7 protein-coding genes, 1 tRNA gene, 3 rRNA genes and 1 pseudogene are annotated in these 22,463 nt (G+C 66.3%); 10 read left to right on the forward strand and 2 right to left on the reverse strand.

Going from position 1 to position 22,463, the window contains the following annotated elements; all coding sequences use genetic code 11:
• The first annotated feature begins 55 nt into the window (after window positions 1-55).
• The 3 genes from B7C62_27900 (at window position 56) to B7C62_27910 (ending at window position 3,681) form a co-directional block, all read left to right on the forward strand.
• A complete protein-coding gene (locus B7C62_27900) occupies window positions 56-793 on the forward strand; it encodes a thymidylate synthase (FAD) (GenBank protein ARF75655.1) in 738 nt (245 codons plus the stop codon).
• Between the two features lie 152 nt (window positions 794-945).
• Complete coding sequence (locus tag B7C62_27905; protein ARF75656.1) at window positions 946-1,845, forward strand: 4-hydroxy-tetrahydrodipicolinate synthase; 900 nt, start codon at window positions 946-948, stop codon at window positions 1,843-1,845.
• Between the two features lie 150 nt (window positions 1,846-1,995).
• On the forward strand, window positions 1,996-3,681 hold the full coding sequence (locus B7C62_27910; GenBank protein ARF75657.1) for an RNase J family beta-CASP ribonuclease: 1,686 nt from the start codon (window positions 1,996-1,998) through the stop codon (window positions 3,679-3,681).
• 245 nt (window positions 3,682-3,926) lie between these two features.
• On the opposite strand, the pseudogene B7C62_27915 reads toward B7C62_27910, so the two are convergent.
• Window positions 3,927-4,331, reverse strand: a pseudogene (locus B7C62_27915) (hypothetical protein).
• A gap of 10 nt (window positions 4,332-4,341) precedes the next feature.
• Between B7C62_27915 and B7C62_27920 the strand changes: the two are divergent.
• The 4 genes from B7C62_27920 to B7C62_27935 all read left to right on the forward strand — a co-directional run bounded on the left by B7C62_27920 (window position 4,342) and on the right by B7C62_27935 (window position 9,781).
• Window positions 4,342-5,874: ribosomal RNA gene (locus B7C62_27920) — 16S ribosomal RNA — on the forward strand.
• 277 nt (window positions 5,875-6,151) lie between these two features.
• Window positions 6,152-9,299, forward strand: a 23S ribosomal RNA gene (locus B7C62_27925).
• Window positions 9,300-9,371: 72 nt separating this feature from the next.
• Window positions 9,372-9,488: ribosomal RNA gene (rrf, locus tag B7C62_27930) — 5S ribosomal RNA — on the forward strand.
• Together the 16S, 23S and 5S rRNA genes with 1 tRNA gene alongside form the textbook arrangement of a ribosomal RNA operon.
• 220 nt (window positions 9,489-9,708) lie before the next feature.
• Window positions 9,709-9,781: transfer RNA gene (locus B7C62_27935), tRNA-Thr, on the forward strand.
• 71 nt (window positions 9,782-9,852) lie between these two features.
• Here the strand turns inward: B7C62_27935 and B7C62_27940 are convergent.
• Window positions 9,853-12,480 carry a PAS domain S-box protein gene (locus B7C62_27940; GenBank protein ID ARF75658.1) on the reverse strand — a complete coding sequence of 876 codons (2,628 nt, stop codon included), beginning with the start codon at window positions 12,478-12,480 and terminating at the stop codon, window positions 9,853-9,855.
• A gap of 399 nt (window positions 12,481-12,879) precedes the next feature.
• On the opposite strand from B7C62_27940, the gene B7C62_27945 reads away from it, so the two are divergent.
• The 3 genes from B7C62_27945 to B7C62_27955 all read left to right on the forward strand — a co-directional run bounded on the left by B7C62_27945 (window position 12,880) and on the right by B7C62_27955 (window position 22,268).
• Window positions 12,880-18,312: a hybrid sensor histidine kinase/response regulator gene (locus B7C62_27945; GenBank protein ARF75659.1), complete on the forward strand. Its 5,433-nt coding sequence runs from the start codon at window positions 12,880-12,882 to the stop codon at window positions 18,310-18,312.
• Window positions 18,313-18,556: 244 nt separating this feature from the next.
• Complete coding sequence (locus tag B7C62_27950; protein ARF75660.1) at window positions 18,557-19,240, forward strand: response regulator; 684 nt, start codon at window positions 18,557-18,559, stop codon at window positions 19,238-19,240.
• 184 nt (window positions 19,241-19,424) lie between these two features.
• A complete protein-coding gene (locus B7C62_27955; protein ID ARF77402.1) occupies window positions 19,425-22,268 on the forward strand; it encodes a cell division protein FtsK in 2,844 nt (947 codons plus the stop codon).
• Window positions 22,269-22,463: the final 195 nt, after the last annotated feature.

The raw sequence follows: 22,463 nt of genomic DNA on the forward strand, positions 1-22,463 counted from the left end.
CCCCGGCCCGTAAAGTGGTCGCCGCCCGAGCGACGCCATTGGAAGGACCCCGCCGGTGACCGACACCCCCGAACCCGCAAAGCCCCACTTCCGCAGCGATGTCACCGTCGAGCTGGTGAAAAGCGCCGCGGGCGACGCGGACGTGCTGTTCGCCGCCCGGGTCTCCACGGCCGGCGAACAGTCGCTGGAAGAGGTCACCAAGGACCCGGAGCGGTCCAAGGGGCTGATCAACTACCTCATGCGGGACCGGCACGGAAGCCCGTTCGAGCACAACTCGATGACCTTCTTCATCAGCGCCCCGATCTTCGTGTTCCGCGAGTTCATGCGGCACCGCGTGGGCTGGTCCTACAACGAGGAATCGGGCCGCTACCGGGAGCTGGAGCCGGTCTTCTACGTCCCCGGAACCTCCCGCAAGCTCGTCCAGCAGGGCCGCCCCGGCAAGTACGAGTTCGTCGAGGGCACCGAGGAGCAGTACGACCTCACCACCCGCGCCATGGAGGAGTCCTACCGGGCCTCCTACGCCGCCTACCAGGAGATGCTGGCCGAGGGCGTGGCCCGCGAGGTCGCCCGCGCGGTCCTCCCGGTCGGCCTCTTCTCCTCGATGTACGCCACGTGCAACGCGCGCTCCCTGATGCACTTCCTCGGCCTGCGCACCCAGCACGAGCTGGCGAAGGTGCCCTCCTTCCCGCAGCGCGAGATCGAGATGGTCGGCGAGCAGATGGAAGCCCACTGGCAGCAGCTCATGCCGCTCACTCATGCGGCCTTCAACAAAAATGGACGGGTCGCCCCGTAGGCGGTGTCCGTATTGCGGCGTTTCGAGAAGTTCATCTAGGCTGATCAAACGGACCCGGCACTGCTTGAACCCCCGAGCAGGCAGTGCCGGGCTCCTCTTCCCCGTCCCCCCTAGGGGGGACCACGCGCTGAGCAGCGAGTAGCGTGTTACCCATGGCTCCGATCTCCACTCCGCAGACCCCCTTCGGGCGGGTCCTCACCGCTATGGTCACGCCCTTCACGGCGGACGGCGCTCTCGACCTCGACGGCGCACAGCGGCTCGCCGCCCATCTGGTGGACGCAGGCAACGACGGACTGATCGTCAACGGCACCACCGGTGAGTCCCCGACCACCAGTGACGCGGAGAAGGACCAGCTCGTACGGGCGGTGCTCGAAGCGGTAGGAGACCGGGCACACGTCGTCGCAGGCATCGGCACCAACGACACCCGCCACAGCGTCGACCTCGCCCGCACCGCCGAGCGCACCGGCGCCCACGGGCTCCTCGCCGTCACGCCGTACTACAACAAGCCGCCGCAGGAGGGCCTCCTGCGGCACTTCACGGCCATCGCCGACTCCACGGGCCTGCCCGTGATGCTGTACGACATCCCCGGCCGCAGCGGGGTCCCCATCGACACGGAGACCCTCGTACGGCTGGCCGACCACCCCCGGATCGTCGCGAACAAGGACGCCAAGGGAGACCTGGGCCGCGCCAGCTGGGCCATCGCCCAGTCCGGCCTCGCCTGGTACTCGGGCGACGACATGCTCAACCTCCCGCTCCTCTCGGTCGGCGCGGTCGGCTTCGTCTCCGTCGTCGGCCACGTGGTCACCCCGGACCTGCGGGCCCTGGTCGAGGCCCACCTCGGCGGCGACGTCCAGAAGGCCACCGAGATCCACCAGAAGCTGCTCCCGGTCTTCACCGGCATGTTCCGCACCCAGGGCGTGATCACCACCAAGGCGGCCCTGACGCTCCAGGGCCTCCCGGCGGGCCCGCTGCGCCTGCCCCTGGTGGAACTCACCGCCCAGGAGACGGCCCAGCTCAAGATCGATCTCGCCGCAGGCGGGGTACAGCTGTAACCACAGACTTCACAAGGCTTCACAACTGAATGAAGAAGACGAGCGAGGCACCTCGCGAAGAGCACGACCCCAAGACAACAGCAAGTGCACGAACGACATGCGCGCCACGTGCCTCAGCGGTACGTGGCGCGTGTGGTTAAGGAGAGTCTTTTGAGCCATCCGCACCCTGAACTCGGTACCCCGCCGAAGCTCCCGAAGGGCGCCCTGCGGGTCACCCCGCTCGGCGGCCTGGGCGAGATCGGCCGCAACATGACGGTTTTCGAGTACGGCGGCCGCCTGCTCATCGTCGACTGCGGCGTTCTCTTCCCCGAGGACGAGCAGCCCGGCATCGACCTGATCCTGCCGGACTTCACCACGATCCGGGACCGCCTGGACGACATCGAGGGCATCGTCCTCACGCACGGCCACGAGGACCACATCGGCGGCGTCCCGTACCTGCTGCGCCTGAAGCCGGACATCCCCCTCATCGGCTCCAAGCTGACGCTCGCCCTCATCGAGGCGAAGCTCCAGGAGCACCGCATCCGCCCCTACACCCTCGAGGTGCAGGAGGGGCAGCGCGAGCGTATCGGCGTCTTCGACTGCGAGTTCATCGCGGTCAACCACTCCATCCCGGACGCGCTGGCCGTCGCCATCCGCACCCCCGCGGGCATGGCCGTGGCCACCGGTGACTTCAAGATGGACCAGCTCCCGCTGGACGGCCGGCTCACCGACCTGCACGCGTTCGCCCGCCTCAGCGAGGAGGGCATCGACCTCCTCCTCTCGGACTCCACGAACGCCGAGGTTCCCGGCTTCGTACCGCCGGAGCGGGACATCTCCAACGTCCTGCGCACGGTCTTCGCCAACGCCCAGAAGCGCATCATCGTGGCGAGCTTCGCCAGCCACGTGCACCGCATCCAGCAGATCCTGGACGCCGCCCACGAGTACGGCCGCCGGGTCGCCTTCGTCGGCCGCTCGATGGTCCGCAACATGGGCATCGCCCGAGACCTCGGCTACCTCAAGGTCCCCGCGGGCCTGGTGGTGGACGTCAAGACCCTCGACGACCTCCCGGACGACGAGGTCGTGCTCGTCTGCACGGGTTCGCAGGGCGAGCCGATGGCGGCCCTCTCCCGGATGGCCAACCGCGACCACCAGATCCGGATCGTCCCCGGCGACACGGTGATCCTGGCGTCGTCGCTCATCCCCGGCAACGAGAACGCGGTCTACCGCGTGATCAACGGCCTGACCCGCTGGGGCGCCAACGTCGTCCACAAGGGCAACGCCAAGGTCCACGTCTCGGGCCACGCCTCGGCCGGCGAGCTGCTGTACTTCTACAACATCTGCAAGCCGAAGAACCTGATGCCGGTCCACGGCGAATGGCGCCACCTGCGGGCCAACGCCGAACTGGGAGCCCTCACCGGCGTGCCCAAGGACCACATCGTCATCGCCGAGGACGGCGTGGTCGTCGACCTGATCGACGGCAAGGCCAAGATCGTCGGCAAGGTCCAGGCCGGTTACGTGTACGTCGACGGCCTCTCCGTCGGCGACGTCACCGAGACCTCCCTCAAGGACCGCCGCATCCTCGGCGACGAGGGCATCATCTCGGTCTTCATCGTGGTCGACAGCTCCTCCGGCAAGATCGTGGGCGGCCCCCACATCCAGGCCCGGGGCTCCGGCATCGAAGACAGCGCCTTCACCGGCGTCACGCCGAAGATCCAGGAAGCCCTGGACAAGTCGGCCCAGGACGGCGTCATGGAGCCGCACCAGCTCCAGCAGCTGGTCCGCCGTGTCGTCGGCAAGTGGGTCTCCGACACCTACCGCCGACGCCCGATGATCCTCCCGGTCGTCGTCGAGGTCTGACCCTCCTGACGTCCCTCCCGACCGCCGGTACCGGAGCGGGGCCCCTCGATTTGCATCGGGGCGCCCCGCTCCAGTACGTTTACGGCTCCGCTCGACCGGGAAGCACCGCGCGCACCTGTGCGCCGGGGCACACCTGACGGGGCGGGAATTCCGACTCAGAATCTCTGATAAAGTCGGGTCCGCCGAAAGGCAAGGCCACTCCACAGGCCACCGGAAATCGAATTCGGACCGGAAACGGAACGAAAAAGAGTCTGGTAAAGTTGGAACCGCCGGAAAGGGAAAACGCGAAAGCGAAGAACCTGGAAAGCGCCCCGCTTCGACCGGGGGTCAGGCACTGAAAAGGGTCTGATAGAGTCGGAAACGCAAGACAGCAGGACAAAGAAAAAACTGAAGGGAAGCGCCCGGAGGGGCCCGGTGATACGGGACCGAAGGAAGCGTCCGTTCCTTGAGAACTCAACAGCGTGCCAAAAGTCAACGCCAGATATGTTGATACCCCGGCCTCCACACTCGTGGGGTTGGTGGTTCCTTTGAAAAGTCCTGCACGGGTCGCCTTCGGGTGGCATCGGGCAGGCAATGAACACAGCGAGGACGCTGTGAACAACGGGTCTTATTCCGACCGGTTGTTCCGCTCTCGTGTGTGTGCACCCGATTACGGGTAAACATTCACGGAGAGTTTGATCCTGGCTCAGGACGAACGCTGGCGGCGTGCTTAACACATGCAAGTCGAACGATGAAGCCTTTCGGGGTGGATTAGTGGCGAACGGGTGAGTAACACGTGGGCAATCTGCCCTTCACTCTGGGACAAGCCCTGGAAACGGGGTCTAATACCGGATAACACTCCTGCCTGCATGGGTGGGGGTTGAAAGCTCCGGCGGTGAAGGATGAGCCCGCGGCCTATCAGCTTGTTGGTGGGGTAATGGCCTACCAAGGCGACGACGGGTAGCCGGCCTGAGAGGGCGACCGGCCACACTGGGACTGAGACACGGCCCAGACTCCTACGGGAGGCAGCAGTGGGGAATATTGCACAATGGGCGAAAGCCTGATGCAGCGACGCCGCGTGAGGGATGACGGCCTTCGGGTTGTAAACCTCTTTCAGCAGGGAAGAAGCGCAAGTGACGGTACCTGCAGAAGAAGCGCCGGCTAACTACGTGCCAGCAGCCGCGGTAATACGTAGGGCGCAAGCGTTGTCCGGAATTATTGGGCGTAAAGAGCTCGTAGGCGGCTTGTCACGTCGGATGTGAAAGCCCGGGGCTTAACCCCGGGTCTGCATTCGATACGGGCTAGCTAGAGTGTGGTAGGGGAGATCGGAATTCCTGGTGTAGCGGTGAAATGCGCAGATATCAGGAGGAACACCGGTGGCGAAGGCGGATCTCTGGGCCATTACTGACGCTGAGGAGCGAAAGCGTGGGGAGCGAACAGGATTAGATACCCTGGTAGTCCACGCCGTAAACGTTGGGAACTAGGTGTTGGCGACATTCCACGTCGTCGGTGCCGCAGCTAACGCATTAAGTTCCCCGCCTGGGGAGTACGGCCGCAAGGCTAAAACTCAAAGGAATTGACGGGGCCCGCACAAGCAGCGGAGCATGTGGCTTAATTCGACGCAACGCGAAGAACCTTACCAAGGCTTGACATATACCGGAAAGCATCAGAGATGGTGCCCCCCTTGTGGTCGGTATACAGGTGGTGCATGGCTGTCGTCAGCTCGTGTCGTGAGATGTTGGGTTAAGTCCCGCAACGAGCGCAACCCTTGTTCTGTGTTGCCAGCATGCCCTTCGGGGTGATGGGGACTCACAGGAGACTGCCGGGGTCAACTCGGAGGAAGGTGGGGACGACGTCAAGTCATCATGCCCCTTATGTCTTGGGCTGCACACGTGCTACAATGGCCGGTACAATGAGCTGCGATGTCGTAAGGCGGAGCGAATCTCAAAAAGCCGGTCTCAGTTCGGATTGGGGTCTGCAACTCGACCCCATGAAGTCGGAGTTGCTAGTAATCGCAGATCAGCATTGCTGCGGTGAATACGTTCCCGGGCCTTGTACACACCGCCCGTCACGTCACGAAAGTCGGTAACACCCGAAGCCGGTGGCCCAACCCCCTTGTGGGGAGGGAGCTGTCGAAGGTGGGACTGGCGATTGGGACGAAGTCGTAACAAGGTAGCCGTACCGGAAGGTGCGGCTGGATCACCTCCTTTCTAAGGAGCACTTCTTACCAGGCTTCGGTTTGGTCAGAGGCCAGAACACCGGCGAATGTCCGGTGCTGGTTGCTCATGGGTGGAACGTTGACTATTCGGCACGATCAATCGGTTTCTGCTAGTACTGCTTCGGCGTGGAACACAGGAGAAGAGGGATCGTGTCGGGCACGTTGTTGGGTGTCTGAGGGTGCGGCCGTAAGGTTGTTCCTTCGTTCCGGCCCAGTGAACTCGTCCCGTAATGGGGTGGGGTGGTGGGTGGCTGGTCGTTGTTTGAGAACTGCACAGTGGACGCGAGCATCTGTGGCCAAGTTTTTAAGGGCGCACGGTGGATGCCTTGGCACCAGGAACCGATGAAGGACGTGGGAGGCCACGATAGTCCCCGGGAGCTGTCAACCAAGCTTTGATCCGGGGGTTTCCGAATGGGGAAACCCGGCAGTCGTCATGGGCTGTCACCCGCTGCTGAACACATAGGCAGTGTGGAGGGAACGAGGGGAAGTGAAACATCTCAGTACCCTCAGGAAGAGAAAACAACCGTGATTCCGGGAGTAGTGGCGAGCGAAACTGGATGAGGCCAAACCGTATGCGTGTGATACCCGGCAGGGGTTGCGTATGCGGGGTTGTGGGAGTTCTCTTTCACAGTCTGCCGGCTGTGAGGCGAGTCAGAAACCGTTGATGTAGGCGAAGGACATGCGAAAGGTCCGGCGTAGAGGGTAAGACCCCCGTAGCTGAAACATTGACGGCTCGTTTGAGAACCACCCAAGTAGCACGGGGCCCGAGAAATCCCGTGTGAATCTGGCGGGACCACCCGCTAAGCCTAAATATTCCCTGGTGACCGATAGCGGATAGTACCGTGAGGGAATGGTGAAAAGTACCGCGGGAGCGGAGTGAAATAGTACCTGAAACCGTGTGCCTACAAGCCGTGGGAGCGTCGCACATCGAGCTTGCTCGGTGTGTCGTGACTGCGTGCCTTTTGAAGAATGAGCCTGCGAGTTAGCGGTGTGTAGCGAGGTTAACCCGTGTGGGGAAGCCGTAGCGAAAGCGAGTCCGAACAGGGCGTTTGAGTTGCACGCTCTAGACCCGAAGCGGAGTGATCTAGCCATGGGCAGGTTGAAGCGGAGGTAAGACTTCGTGGAGGACCGAACCCACCAGGGTTGAAAACCTGGGGGATGACCTGTGGTTAGGGGTGAAAGGCCAATCAAACTCCGTGATAGCTGGTTCTCCCCGAAATGCATTTAGGTGCAGCGTCGTGTGTTTCTTGCCGGAGGTAGAGCACTGGATAGGCGATGGGCCCTACCGGGTTACTGACCTTAGCCAAACTCCGAATGCCGGTAAGTGAGAGCGCGGCAGTGAGACTGTGGGGATAAGCTCCATGGTCGAGAGGGAAACAGCCCAGAGCATCGACTAAGGCCCCTAAGCGTACGCTAAGTGGGAAAGGATGTGGAGTCGCAGAGACAACCAGGAGGTTGGCTTAGAAGCAGCCACCCTTGAAAGAGTGCGTAATAGCTCACTGGTCAAGTGATTCCGCGCCGACAATGTAGCGGGGCTCAAGCGTACCGCCGAAGTCGTGTCAATCCAACAATAGGGCCAACGCCTGTTGGGTTGGGTAGGGGAGCGTCGTGTGCCGGGTGAAGCAGCCGTGGAAGCGAGTTGTGGACGGTTCACGAGTGAGAATGCAGGCATGAGTAGCGATACACACGTGAGAAACGTGTGCGCCGATTGACTAAGGGTTCCTGGGTCAAGCTGATCTGCCCAGGGTAAGTCGGGACCTAAGGCGAGGCCGACAGGCGTAGTCGATGGACAACCGGTTGATATTCCGGTACCCGCTTTGAAACGCCCAGTACTGAATCAGGCGATGCTAAGTCCGTGAAGCCGGCCCGATCTCTTCGGAGTTGAGGGTAGTGGTGGAGCCGATGAACCAGACTTGTAGTAGGTAAGCGATGGGGTGACGCAGGAAGGTAGTCCAGCCCGGGCGGTGGTTGTCCCGGGGTAAGGGTGTAGGACGCACGGTAGGCAAATCCGTCGTGCACATAGTCTGAGACCTGATGCCGAGCCGATTGTGGTGAAGTGGATGATCCTATGCTGTCGAGAAAAGCCTCTAGCGAGTTTCATGGCGGCCCGTACCCTAAACCGACTCAGGTGGTCAGGTAGAGAATACCGAGGCGTTCGGGTGAACTATGGTTAAGGAACTCGGCAAAATGCCCCCGTAACTTCGGGAGAAGGGGGGCCATCACTGGTGATCGGACTTGCTCCGTGAGCTGGGGGTGGCCGCAGAGACCAGCGAGAAGCGACTGTTTACTAAAAACACAGGTCCGTGCGAAGCCGTAAGGCGATGTATACGGACTGACGCCTGCCCGGTGCTGGAACGTTAAGGGGACCGGTTAGCTGCTCTTCGGGGTGGCGAAGCTGAGAACTTAAGCGCCAGTAAACGGCGGTGGTAACTATAACCATCCTAAGGTAGCGAAATTCCTTGTCGGGTAAGTTCCGACCTGCACGAATGGCGTAACGACTTCTCGACTGTCTCAACCATAGGCCCGGTGAAATTGCACTACGAGTAAAGATGCTCGTTTCGCGCAGCAGGACGGAAAGACCCCGGGACCTTTACTATAGTTTGATATTGGTGTTCGGTTCGGCTTGTGTAGGATAGGTGGGAGACTGTGAAGCGGCCACGCCAGTGGTTGTGGAGTCGTCGTTGAAATACCACTCTGGTCGTGCTGGATGTCTAACCTGGGTCCGTGATCCGGATCAGGGACAGTGTCTGATGGGTAGTTTAACTGGGGCGGTTGCCTCCTAAAGAGTAACGGAGGCGCCCAAAGGTTCCCTCAGCCTGGTTGGCAATCAGGTGTTGAGTGTAAGTGCACAAGGGAGCTTGACTGTGAGACCGACGGGTCGAGCAGGGACGAAAGTCGGGACTAGTGATCCGGCAGTGGCTTGTGGAAGCGCTGTCGCTCAACGGATAAAAGGTACCCCGGGGATAACAGGCTGATCTTCCCCAAGAGTCCATATCGACGGGATGGTTTGGCACCTCGATGTCGGCTCGTCGCATCCTGGGGCTGGAGTCGGTCCCAAGGGTTGGGCTGTTCGCCCATTAAAGCGGTACGCGAGCTGGGTTTAGAACGTCGTGAGACAGTTCGGTCCCTATCCGCTGTGCGCGTAGGAATATTGAGAAGGGCTGTCCCTAGTACGAGAGGACCGGGACGGACGAACCTCTGGTGTGCCAGTTGTTCTGCCAAGGGCATGGCTGGTTGGCTACGTTCGGAAAGGATAACCGCTGAAAGCATCTAAGCGGGAAGCCTGCTTCGAGATGAGTATTCCCACCAACTAGATTGGTTAAGGCTCCCAGTAGACGACTGGGTTGATAGGCCAGATGTGGAAGCCCGGTAACGGGTGGAGCTGACTGGTACTAATAGGCCGAGGGCTTGTCCTCAGTTGCTCGCGTCCACTGTGTTAGTTCTGAAATAACGAACAGCCGTGACAACACCGGTGTTCAAATTTTCATAGTGTTTCGGTGGTCATTGCGTTAGGGAAACGCCCGGTTACATTCCGAACCCGGAAGCTAAGCCTTTCAGCGCCGATGGTACTGCAGGGGGGACCCTGTGGGAGAGTAGGACGCCGCCGAACAATCTTTGTGGGAAAGCCCCGTGCCGTCAGGCACGGGGCTTTCCTGCGTTTCCTGCGTTTCCTGCGTTTCCTGCTTGTGTTCCGGCCCGGCAGCCCGGATAGGTCTCTCCTGTCGGGGGTCGAGCTGTCGTCGGCGTACCCCGGAAAGCTCGCGCCGGCCGCGATTATGCGTATCCCCTGATCCCGTGTATGGTTTACCTCGTTGCCACAGCGCAGCGAGGCCCCAATAGCTCAGTCGGTAGAGCGTCTCCATGGTAAGGAGAAGGTCTGCGGTTCGATTCCGCATTGGGGCTCAGAGAGAAACGAAAGGCCCCCGCCATGTGGCGGGGGCCTTTCGCGTGTGGTGGCCTCGGGCCAGATCCGATCAGATGCGGGGCGGCTCCGGGACGCGCATCGCCAGGATGGCCATGTCGTCCGACGCGGGCTCCGCCGCGAAGCGCTCCACGGCCCGCAGGATGCGTGCGGCGACCGCTCCGGCCGTCAGGCCCGTACAGGTCGACAGGACGTTCGCGAGGCCGTCGTCGCCGAGCATGCGGGTGCCCTCGCGGCGTTCGGTGACGCCGTCCGTGACGCAGAGGAGGACATCGCCCGGGTCGAGGGTGACCTCCTGCTCGTACAGTTCCAGGTCGTCCAGCACGCCGAGCAGGGGCTGCGGTTCGGCGGCGGGCTCCACGGTGCCGTCCTGGCGCAGGCGCAGCGGCAGCGGGTGACCGGCGCAGACGACCTTCAGGAGGGCGCTGCCGTCCTCCTGGGGCCACAGCTCGCCGTACAGGAGGGTCAGGAAGCGGCTGCGGGCGCCCTCGTCGAGGATGGCCGCGTTGAGGCGTTCCAGGACCGCGGGGCCGGGGAAGCCCTCGCGGGCCAGCAGGCGCAGGGCGTGGCGGGCCAGGCCCGTGACGGCGGCCGCCTCCGGTCCCGTACCGCAGACGTCGCCGATGGCGAAGCCGTACGCACCGTCGTGGATCGGGAAGACGTCGTAGAAGTCGCCGCCGACCTCGTTGCCCTCGCCCGCCGCGCGGTAGATGACCTCGATCTCGACGTTCTCGATGTCGGGGAGGCCCGGGGGCAGCAGGCTGCGCTGGAGCGACTGGCTGATCGCCATGCGCTCCGAGTACAGGCGGGCGTTGTCCAGGGCCAGGGCGGCCCGGCGGGAGAGGTCCTCGGCCAGTTCCAGGATCTCCTGGCGGAAGTGGTCGTCCGAGGGCTTCCCGAGCGTCAGCATGCCGATCACGCGGTTGCGGGCGACCAGCGGCAGGACCACCGTCTCGCCGCCGACCGCCTGGGCCGTGGCGAGGATGGTGCGGGTGGCCGTGGACATGCTCAGCGGCGCGTCGTGGTCCAGGCTGCGGGTGGACGTGCTGAGCGCCGCCCGGTGACCGGCCTCCGAAGGGGCCGCCCAGATGCGGGCGCCCGGGGTCGGGACCGGGTCGGGCGGGGCGATCTTGGAGAGCAGGGCCTTGAGGCCGTCGATGAGGTCCTCGTCCTCGTGGAGCACGTACGAGAGGTACGGGTCCGAGGACTGGTCCGCGATCGTGTAGACCGCGCACCAGGTGGCCAGGGTCGGGACCGTCATCTGGGCCATCAGCGCCAGCGTCTGGTCCCGGTCGAGCGTGCCGGCCAGCAGGTCGGACGCCTCCACCAGGAAGGAGAGGGAGCCCCGGCGCAGCCGTTCCAGCTCGCCCAGGCGTGCGGACTCCACGGCCAGGGCGATGCGGTCGGCGGCGAACTGGAGGCGCAGGGCCTCCTCGTTCGAGTAGCGTCCCGGAGCCTCGGCCGCGACGCCCAGGGAGCCCGTCAGACGGCCCTCGACCTTGAGCGGGACCGTGACGACCGAGCGCATCCCGGTGTCGGTGAGGAGCGGGACGGCTCCGGGTACGGCGGTGAGGTCCTCGTGGACGGCGGGCATGCGGGCGGAACCGTAGCGGCCCGTTCCGGCTTCCACGGGGACGCGGGCGAAGCGCTGGCGGGCCGAGGGGAGGCCCGTCGTGGCGCGGACCTCGAGCTCCGTCTCGTCGTCGGTGGCGAGGAGGAGGAAGGCCGCGTCGGCGTCGAGCATGTCGCGGGCCCGCTCGACGGTCCGCTGGAGCAGTCCGTCCAGGTCGTCGGGGGCGGGGGAGCCGATGAAGACCTCGAACGGGTCCGTGGCGCGGTTCTCGGACGAGGAGTCGGAGACCGGGGCGCGGACCGGGGACTGGAGGACGGCCCGCTCGTAGTCGCGGACGAGGAGGCAGACCGTGGACGGTTCGCCGTCGGTGTCGCGGACCCGCAGATGCGAGGCGTAGACGGGGGTGACCCGGCCGTCGGCGCAGCGGATTCCGTAGCTGCCCTCCCAGCGGGAGAGCTGGAGCGCGTCCGCGATGCCGGTGCTGGTGCCGGGGGTGTGCGGCCAGGCCACGAAGTCGGTGAGCTGTTTGCCGGCGACCTGGTCCGCCGCGTGGCCGAAGAGGAAGGCCGCGTCGTCGTTCCACGCGGCGATGGAGCCGGAGTGGTCGATCTGGACGACGGCCACCCGTACGCGCTGGTCCGTCACGGGCAGCAGCGCGGTCGGCAGGAGCGGTCCCGCGGAGCGGATGCCGACCGGGCGCTCGGGCAGGTCCAGCTGAAACCAGACATGTTTGCGGGTGGGGGTGTACTCGACGCCCCAGCGGGCGGCCAGCGCCGCGCAGAGCAGCAGGCCCCGGCCGTTCTCGCGGTCCGGGGAGCCGAAGTCGAGCCCGCTGCTCTGGAGCGGGACCTCACGTTCCGGATAGTGGTCGGCGACCTCGACGCGTACGCCGTCCTCGGTGCGCAGGCAGAGCACGTCGGCCGCCGTGCCCGCGTGGATCACGGCGTTGGTGACGAGCTCGCTGGTGAGGACGACGGCGTCGTCCACGACATCGTTGTACCCCCACCCCTGGAGGGTGTCCCGGACGAAGGCGCGGGCGGTCGCGACCGAGCGCCCGACCGGTTCGAAGGTGGCGGCCGCGCGCGCGGTGATCACAGCACTCCCCATATGGTGTCTCGTCGCTTCCCCGAGTCCTGTGCCCGTTTATCGCCGCTTCGATTCGCTTGCCAGGCTAGACGTTCGTCAAGGGTGCCGGGTACACGAGGGCCGAGATCGGGACAGGACGCGTCAGGAGTCGTGCGCGGGCGCACGAGTATGTCTCCCGGTGGCAGGGACGGGGTGTGAGTGGGGGAGGTTGCCCGCCGACCTGTTCCGGCCTGGTACGTTGCAACGATTTGACGTCCGCCCGGCCACCCGTTGACGGTGTGCTGTGGCGGTGAGCCAAAGTGGAACTGGGCAAGCTTCCGGATAGGCCCGAGCGAAACGGTCAACCCCTGCGGGAGGGACACGGTGGAGTCTGGCGTGGCGGCGCGGGGTTCGAAGGCGCGTACAAAAGGCGGACAGTCCGTGAAAAAGCAGCGCAATGGCACCGTCGAGGTCGACGCGGCAGCTCTGAACAGACTGCTGGCGGGGCTCGTGGCGATGCGCGACGGGAATTTCCGCAGGCGGCTCACCGTCTCCGGCGACGACGTGCTGTCGGAGATCGCCGCGGTCTTCAACGAGGTCGCCGACCGGAACCTTCATCTGACCGGTGAGCTGGCGCGCGTACGGCGGGTGGTCGGGCGGGAGGGCAAGCTCACGGAGCGGCTGGAGACGGGCGCCTGCGAGGGTTCCTGGGCCGCCGCGATCGACGCCTCCAACGAGCTCGTCGACGATCTCGCGCGGCCGGTCTCCGAGGTGGGCCGGGTGCTGTCGGCGGTCGCCGACGGTGACCTGGAGCAGCGGATGGAGCTGCGGTCGCACACGACGGACGAGACGGTGCGCCCGCTGCGCGGCGAGTTCCTGAAGGTCGCCCGTACGGTCAACAACCTCGTCGACCAGCTGTCGGTCTTCACCGAGCAGGTGACGCGCGTCGCCGTGGAGGTCGGCACCGAGGGCAAGCTCGGGGGCCAGGCGCAGGTGCGCGGGATGTCCGGGTCCTGGAAGGACCTCACGGACTCCGTCAACACCATGGCGTACCGGCTGACCGCCCAGGTCCGCGACATCGCGCTGGTGACGACGGCGGTGGCCAAGGGCGATCTGTCGCGGAAGGTCACCGTCCATGTGGCCGGCGAGATGCTTCAACTGAAGAACACCGTCAACACGATGGTCGACCAGTTGTCCTCGTTCTCCTCGGAGGTGACGCGCGTCGCCCGTGAGGTGGGTACGGAGGGCGAGCTGGGCGGTCAGGCGACCGTGCCGGGCGTGGCCGGGGTGTGGAAGGACCTCACCGACTCCGTCAACACGATGGCGGGCAACCTCACCTCCCAGGTGCGCGGCATCGCGGAGGTGACGACGGCGGTCGCCAGTGGTGACCTCACACAGAAGGTCACGGTGAGCGCGCGCGGCGAGGTCGCCCAGCTCGCCGAGACGATCAACCAGATGACGGAGACGCTGCGCACCTTCGCGGACGAGGTGACGCGGGTGGCGAGCGAGGTCGGTGGCGAGGGGCTCCTCGGTGGCCAGGCGCAGGTGCCGGGGGCCGCGGGGACGTGGAAGGACCTCACCGACTCGGTGAACACGGTCTTCCGGAACCTGACGACGCAGGTACGGGACATCGCCCAGGTGACGACGGCGGTGGCCAGCGGAGACATGTCCCAGAAGGTCACGGTCGATGTGGCCGGGGAGATGCTGGAGCTGAAGAACACCGTCAACACGATGGTGGACCAGCTCCAGTCCTTCGGTTCCGAGGTGACGCGCGTCGCCCGGGAGGTCGGCGTCGAGGGCCGGCTCGGCGGGCAGGCCGAGGTGCCGGGCGCGGCGGGGACGTGGAAGGACCTCACGGACTCGGTGAACACCGCGTTCCGCAACCTGACCGGTCAGGTCCGGGACATCGCGCAGGTGACCACGGCCGTCGCCAACGGTGACCTCTCCCAGAAGGTCACCGTGGACGTGGCCGGGGAGATGCTGGAGCTCAAGAACACCGTCAACACGATGGTGGCGCAGCTGTCCAGCTTCGCCGACCAGGTGACGCGGATGGCCCGGGACGTGGGCACCGAGGGCCGTCTCGGCGGCCAGGCCCGGGTGGACGGTGTCTCCGGTACGTGGAAGGAGCTGACGGACTCCGTCAACTTCATGGCCGGGAACCTCACCTCCCAGGTGCGGCAGATCGCCCAGGTGACGACGGCGGTGGCGCGGGGCGACCTGTCGCAGAAGATCGACGTGGATGCCCGGGGCGAGATCCTGGAGCTCAAGAACACGATCAACACGATGGTCGACCAGCTCTCCGCCTTCGCCGACCAGGTGACGCGGGTCGCCCGCGAGGTGGGTACGGACGGGCGGCTCGGCGGTCAGGCCCAGGTGCCCGGTGTGGCCGGAGTCTGGCGCGATCTCACCGATTCGGTGAACGGCATGGCGGGGAACCTGACCGCCCAGGTCCGTAACATCGCGCAGGTCGCCACGGCGGTCGCGCGCGGTGACCTGTCGCAGAAGATCGATGTGGACGCCCGGGGCGAGATCCTGGAGCTGAAGAACACCCTGAACACGATGGTGGACCAGCTGTCCAACTTCGCGGAGCAGGTGACGCGGGTCGCGCGTGAGGTGGGTACGGAGGGCATCCTCGGCGGTCAGGCCGAGGTGCAGGGCGTCTCCGGTACGTGGAAGGACCTCACCCAGTCCGTCAACGGCATGGCGAACAACCTGACCCTCCAGGTCCGCAACATCGCCGAGGTCACCACGGCGGTCGCCAAGGGCGATCTCTCCAAGAAGATCACCGTCGACGCCAAGGGCGAGATCCTCGAACTGGTCACGACCGTCAACACGATGGTCGACCAGCTGCTGAACTTCGCGGACGAGGTCACGCGTGTGGCCCGCGAGGTGGGCACCGAGGGCATTCTCGGCGGGCAGGCGCGGGTGCGCGGGGCGACCGGCATCTGGAAGGACCTCAGCGACAACGTCAACCTGATGGCCAACAACCTGACCAGCCAGGTGCGGAATATCTCCCGGGTCTCCTCGGCGGTCGCCACCGGTGACCTGACGAAGAAGGTCACCGTGGAGGCGCGCGGCGAGGTCGCGGAGCTGGCCGACACCGTCAACACCATGGTGACGACCCTGTCTTCTTTCGCCGACGAGGTCACCCGGGTGGCCCGTGAGGTGGGTACGGAAGGCGAGCTGGGCGGCCAGGCCCGCGTGCCGGGCGTCTCGGGTACGTGGAAGGACCTCACGGAGTCCGTGAACTCGATGGCCTCCAACCTGACCGGTCAGGTGCGGCAGATCGCCACGGTCACCACGGCCATCGCCAAGGGCGATCTGACGAAGAAGATCGACATCGATGCGCGCGGGGAGATCCTGGAGCTGAAGAACACGATCAACACGATGGTCGACCAGCTCTCCTCGTTCGCCGATCAGGTGACCCGGGTCGCCCGCGAGGTGGGGACCGAGGGGCAGCTGGGCGGTCAGGCGCGGGTGCGGGACGTGGACGGCACCTGGCGCGACCTCACCGAGTCGGTGAACGAGATGGCCGGGAACCTGACCCGTCAGGTGCGCGCCATCGCGGCCGTCGCCACGGCGGTGACGCGCGGCGATCTCAACCTGAAGATCGACGTGGACGCGGCCGGGGAGATCCAGGTCCTCCAGGACAACATCAACACGATGATCGCCAACCTGCGCGACACCACGCTCGCCAACAAGGAGCAGGACTGGCTCAAGGGCAACCTCGCCCGGATCTCCGGCCTGATGCAGGGCCGCCGGGATCTGGACGACGTGGCCTCGCTCATCATGAGCGAGCTGACGCCGGTGGTCTCGGCGCAGCACGGCGCGTTCTTCCTGGCCATGTCGCCGGGCGACTCGGACGAGGTCGGTCCGGACAACGGCGACGACGGTGCGTACGAGCTGCGGATGCGGGGGAGTTACGGCTACTCCGCCGGGTCGATGCCGACCTCGTTCCGGCCCGGTGAGACGCTCATCGGGACGGCGGCCGAGGAGAAGCGGACGATCCAGGTCGACAACGTTCCGCCGGGTTACCTGAAGATCTCCTCCGGTCTCGGCGAGGCGCCGCCCGCGCATGTGATCGTGCTGCCGGTGCTCTTCGAGGGCAAGGTCCTCGGGGTGATCGAGCTGGCCTCCTTCCAGCCGTTCACGCACATCCAGCGGGACTTCCTCAACCAGCTGGCCGAGATGATCGCGACGAGCGTCAACACGATCAGCGTCAACACCAAGACCGAGAAGCTCCTTGAGCAGTCCCAGGAGCTGACCGAGCAACTGCGCGACCGCTCGCAGGAGCTGGAGAACCGGCAGAAGGCCCTCCAGGCGTCCAACGCCGAACTGGAGGAGAAGGCCGAGCTGCTGGCCCAGCAGAACCGCGACATCGAGGTGAAGAACACCGAGATCGAGGAGGCGCGGCAGGTCCTGGAGGAGCGCGCCGAGCAGCTCGCGGTCTCGATGCGCTACAAGTCCGAGTTCCTGGCGAACATGTCGCACGAGCTGCGCACCCCGCTCAACTCGCTGCTGATCCTGGCCAAGTTGCTGGCGGACAACGCCGAGGGGAATCTGTCGCCGAAGCAGGTCGAGTTCGCCGAGACGATCCACGGGGCCGGTTCCGACCTGCTCCAGCTGATCAACGACATCCTCGACCTGTCGAAGGTCGAGGCGGGCAAGATGGACGTCAGCCCGACCCGGATCGCTCTGGTCCAGCTCGTCGACTACGTGGAGGCGACCTTCCGCCCGCTCACCGCGGAGAAGGGCCTCGACTTCTCCGTACGGGTCTCGCCGGAGCTTCCCGCGACGCTGCACACCGATGAGCAGCGCCTTCTTCAGGTGCTGCGCAACCTTCTTTCCAACGCGGTGAAGTTCACCGACACCGGGGCGGTGGAGCTGGTGATCCGGCCGGCCGGCGCCGATGTGCCGAACGCGATCCGGGAACACCTCCTGGAGGCGGGTTCGCTGCGGGACGCGGACGCCGAGCTGATCGCCTTCTCGGTCACCGACACCGGGATCGGGATCGCGTCCAGCAAGATGCTGGTGATCTTCGAGGCGTTCAAGCAGGCGGACGGTACGACGAGCCGCAAGTACGGCGGTACCGGCCTCGGGCTCTCCATCAGCCGGGAGATCGCGCGGCTGCTCGGCGGCGAGATCCACGCGGCGAGCGAGCCCGGCCGGGGCTCGACCTTCACCCTGTACCTCCCGCTGCACCGCGCCGAACTGCCCCCGCAGGGCTTCCCGCAGGTGGGTTCCGGTTCCACCGAGGGTTCGGTCGGCGGGTCCGAGAACGGGCAGGCGCCCCAGGGCGGCGACTCCGCCCCGCTCGGCGACCCGGCCAACTCCGCGGGGGTGTTCCGGAGGCGGCGCAAGGCCCTCGGGGACGCGGCCCGGCGGCCCGCGCTGCCCGCCGGGCGGCCCGCGGGCGAGAGCGCCCCGCAGGAGGAGTGGGTGCAGGGGAGCCCGGCCGCGGCGGAGGACGCCCCGGAGCCCCGGCGGACGTTCCGGTTCCGTGGCGAGAAGGTGCTCATCGTCGACGACGACATCCGTAACGTGTTCGCGCTCACCAGCGTGCTGGAGCAGCACGGGCTGACCGTGCTCTACGCGGAGAACGGCCGTGAGGGGATCGAAGTCCTGGAGCAGAACGACAATGTGACGGTCGTGCTGATGGACATCATGATGCCCGAGATGGACGGCTACGCGACCACGACCGCGATCCGGCGGATGCCGCAGTTCGCCGGGCTGCCGATCGTGGCGCTCACCGCGAAGGCGATGAAGGGCGACCGGGAGAAGGCGATCGACTGCGGTGCTTCCGACTATGTGACGAAGCCGGTCGATCCTGATCATCTGCTTGCGGTGATGGAGCAGTGGATGCACGGAGAGTGATCGGACTCTGAGCGAATCGCTATGAGTTGTTGACCGACTGTGCTCGAACGGGTGTGAACTCGCCGTATTCGGGGAACCTTCTGGTCTCCCACCGCGTTTGCGGTATGTGCACAGTGACATCGCGGTGACAGGGTGTGGTGACGGGCGGGGTGCGGCTACCATGACCGGCACAAGGACGGACGGCGTAAGGGAGTCGTCCCCTGGGGCGGCACCCGGTGCATTTCCGGGGCGAGGAGGGCGGGCCATGGTGCAGAAGGCCAAGATCCTCCTGGTCGATGACCGGCCGGAGAATCTGCTGGCGCTGGAGGCCATCCTCTCTGCGCTCGATCAGACACTGGTCCGGGCATCGTCAGGGGAGGAGGCGCTCAAAGCGCTGCTCACGGACGACTTCGCGGTCATTCTGCTGGACGTCCAGATGCCGGGCATGGACGGTTTCGAGACCGCCGCCCACATCAAGCGGCGCGAGCGGACCCGGGACATCCCGATCATCTTCCTCACCGCGATCAACCACGGCCCGCACCACACCTTCCGGGGCTACGCGGCCGGCGCGGTGGACTACATCTCCAAGCCGTTCGACCCGTGGGTGCTGCGCGCCAAGGTCTCGGTCTTCGTCGAGCTGTACATGAAGAACTGCAAGCTCCGTGAGCAGGCCGCGCTCCTGCGGCTCCAGCTGGAGGGCGACGGCCACACGGGCGGCGGGCACGAGAAGGAGCCCGCCGGTCTGCTGGCCGAACTCTCCGCGCGGCTCGCGGCGGTCGAGGAGCAGGCGGAGGCGCTCTCCAAGCAGCTCGACGACGAGTCGGCGGACGCGGCGGCCGTCGCCACGGCGGCCCATCTCGAACGCAAGCTCACCGGTCTGCGCCGCGCGCTCGACGCGCTGGAGCCGGGCACGGGCGGCGGCACCGGGGTCCTGCCCGCGCAGAACTAGCGCCTTCGTCCGGAACGGGCCGGGCCGGTTGCGCTTCGGACACGGTACGCAGCAGCTGCGGGCGGCTTCCGGAACGCTCTCTGCCATGAGGGCGTGTCAGTTCCCGGTCCCCGCGCGGCGACACGGTCGGGTGAACCAGTAGGCGAACGTGTTCACGGGCGTGGACAGCGGTAACCTCGGCATCATGGCCTCACGTACGTCCGGCAAGGGTTCCCAGGGCACGGCGGGCACCGCGAAGCGCGTCGGCCGTACTCCGGGTCCGGCGAAGAAAGCCGCGCCCGCCAAGAAGACCGCCCCGAAGAAGTCGAGCGCGCCCGCGAAGAGGGCCCCCGCGAAGAAGGCGGCGGCCAAGCGGCCCGCGCCCAAGCCCGCACCGTCCCCCACCAACGGCGTCTACCGGCTGGTGCGCGCGATCTGGCTGGGCACGGCCCACGGCGTCGGTGCGGTGTTCCGCTCCATAGGGCGCGGTGCGAAGGGACTTGACCCCGCCCACCGCAAGGACGGCCTCGCGCTCCTGCTCCTCGGCCTCGCGCTGATCGTGGCCGCCGGCACCTGGTCCAACCTCCAGGGGCCGGTCGGCGACCTGGTGGAGATGCTGGTGACCGGGGCGTTCGGCCGGCTCGATCTGCTCGTGCCGATACTGCTCGGCGCGATGGCCGTCCGGCTGATCCTGTATCCGGAGCGGCCCGAGGCCAACGGCCGGATCGTCATCGGGCTCTCCGCCCTGGTCGTCGGCGTCCTCGGACAGGTCCACATCGCCTGCGGTTCGCCGGGCCGCGAGGACGGCACCGAGGCCATGCAGGACGCGGGCGGGCTGATCGGCTGGGCCGCGTCCAAGCCGCTGGTCTTCATGACGGGCGAGGTGCTGGCCGTACCCCTGCTGGTGCTGCTCACCGTCTTCGGGCTGCTCGTCGTCACCGCGACCCCCGTCAACGCCATCCCGCGCCGACTGCGGCAGCTCGGCGTCCGCCTCGGCATCGTGGAACCGGCGTACGAGCCCGCCGAGGCGTACGAGGACGACGACGAGCGCTACGACGAGCAGTGGCGCGAGGCGCTGCCCGCCGGGACGCGGCGCGGTTCCGCACGCCGTCAGGCCCCGGACACCGACGCCGTGTACGACCACGACAGCGCCGAGGCGGAGGCCCTCACCAAGCGCCGGAGGCCCCGCCGCCCCGCCGCGCAGCCCGTCATGAACCGCCCCCTGGACGCCGTGGACGTCGCCGCGGCGGCGGCAGCCGCGCTCGACGGGGCCGTACTCAACGGGATGCCGCCCTCCCCGGTCGTCGCCGACCTCACCCAGGGCGTCTCGGTGGACCGGGACCGCGAACGGACCGGCACGCCCGTGCCCGGGGCCCGGGAGCCGGGCCGGGACAGCGGCGTCGGCAAGGACCGGGAGACCGGCCGGGCGGGGGCCGCTGCCGCCACCGTGCCCGGTGACCCCGCTGGCGTACCCGATCTGACCAGAGCCGTACCCGATCTGACCAAGCCCGTGCCCGAGCGGACCGGGGACCTGCCCGCCCGCGCCGAGCAGCTCCAGCTCTCCGGCGACATCACGTACGCGCTGCCCTCGCTCGACCTGCTGGAGCGCGGCGGGCCCGGCAAGAGCCGCAGCGCCGCCAACGACGCCGTCGTCGCCTCGCTCACCAACGTCTTCTCCGAGTTCAAGGTCGACGCCGTCGTCACCGGCTTCACCCGGGGCCCGACGGTCACCCGGTACGAGATCGAGCTCGGCCCCGCCGTGAAGGTCGAGAAGATCACGGCGCTCGCCAAGAACATCGCGTACGCCGTCGCCAGCCCCGACGTACGGATCATCTCGCCGATCCCGGGGAAGTCCGCCGTCGGCATCGAGATCCCCAACTCCGACCGGGAGATGGTCAACCTCGGTGACGTCCTGCGCCTCGCGGACGCGGCCGAGGACGACCACCCCATGCTCGTGGCGCTCGGCAAGAACGTCGAGGGCGGCTACGAGATGGCCAACCTGGCGAAGATGCCGCACGTCCTGGTGGCCGGTGCGACCGGCTCCGGGAAGTCCTCCTGCATCAACTGCCTGATCACCTCGATCATGGTGCGGGCCACCCCGGAGGACGTCCGGATGGTCCTGGTCGACCCCAAGCGCGTCGAGCTCACCGCGTACGAGGGCATCCCGCACCTGATCACCCCGATCATCACCAACCCCAAGAAGGCCGCCGAGGCGCTCCAGTGGGTCGTGCGGGAGATGGACCTGCGCTACGACGACCTGGCCGCCTTCGGCTACCGGCACATCGACGACTTCAACCACGCCGTGCGCACCGGCAAGCTCAAGACGCCCGAGGGCAGCGAGCGGGAGCTCTCCCCGTACCCGTATCTCCTGGTGATCGTCGACGAGCTGGCCGACCTCATGATGGTCGCCCCGCGTGATGTGGAGGACTCGATCGTCCGCATCACCCAGCTGGCCCGCGCCGCCGGAATCCACCTGGTGCTCGCCACCCAGCGTCCCTCGGTCGACGTGGTGACCGGCCTCATCAAGGCGAACGTGCCCTCCCGGCTCGCCTTCGCCACCTCCTCCCTCGCCGACAGCCGGGTCATCCTCGACCAGCCCGGCGCCGAGAAGCTCATCGGCAAGGGCGACGGCCTCTTCCTCCCGATGGGCGCCAACAAGCCCACCCGTATGCAGGGCGCCTTCGTCACCGAGGACGAGGTCGCGGCCGTCGTCCAGCACTGCAAGGACCAGATGGCCCCGGTCTTCCGGGACGACGTCGTGGTCGGTACGAAGCAGAAGAAGGAGATCGACGAGGACATCGGCGACGACCTCGACCTGCTCTGCCAGGCCGCCGAGCTGGTCGTCTCCACCCAGTTCGGGTCGACCTCGATGCTCCAGCGCAAGCTGCGCGTCGGCTTCGCGAAGGCGGGGCGGCTGATGGACCTCATGGAGTCCCGGAACATCGTCGGACCCAGCGAGGGGTCCAAGGCGCGCGACGTCATGGTGAAACCGGACGAGCTCGACGGGGTGTTGGCCGTCATCCGCGGGGAATCCGCACCGCAGGGGTGACATCTGGTCGTGGTCCTTGACGGTGGCATCGGGTCCCGTATCCGCTGAGGGACCCGTACATCCATAGCGGTGACACCGGGGCCGTAAAGGTGAATCAGCCCGTAAAGGTTCTGTGGGCAACCGTTTCGTGCGGCCGTACGTCAAGTTGGAGGGAGGGGCGGATCGATGCTCCTCCCTCCCGCCCAGCCCGTTGTC

This window comes from Kitasatospora albolonga (assembly GCA_002082585.1).
GTDB lineage: Bacteria > Actinomycetota > Actinomycetes > Streptomycetales > Streptomycetaceae > Streptomyces > Streptomyces stephensoniae.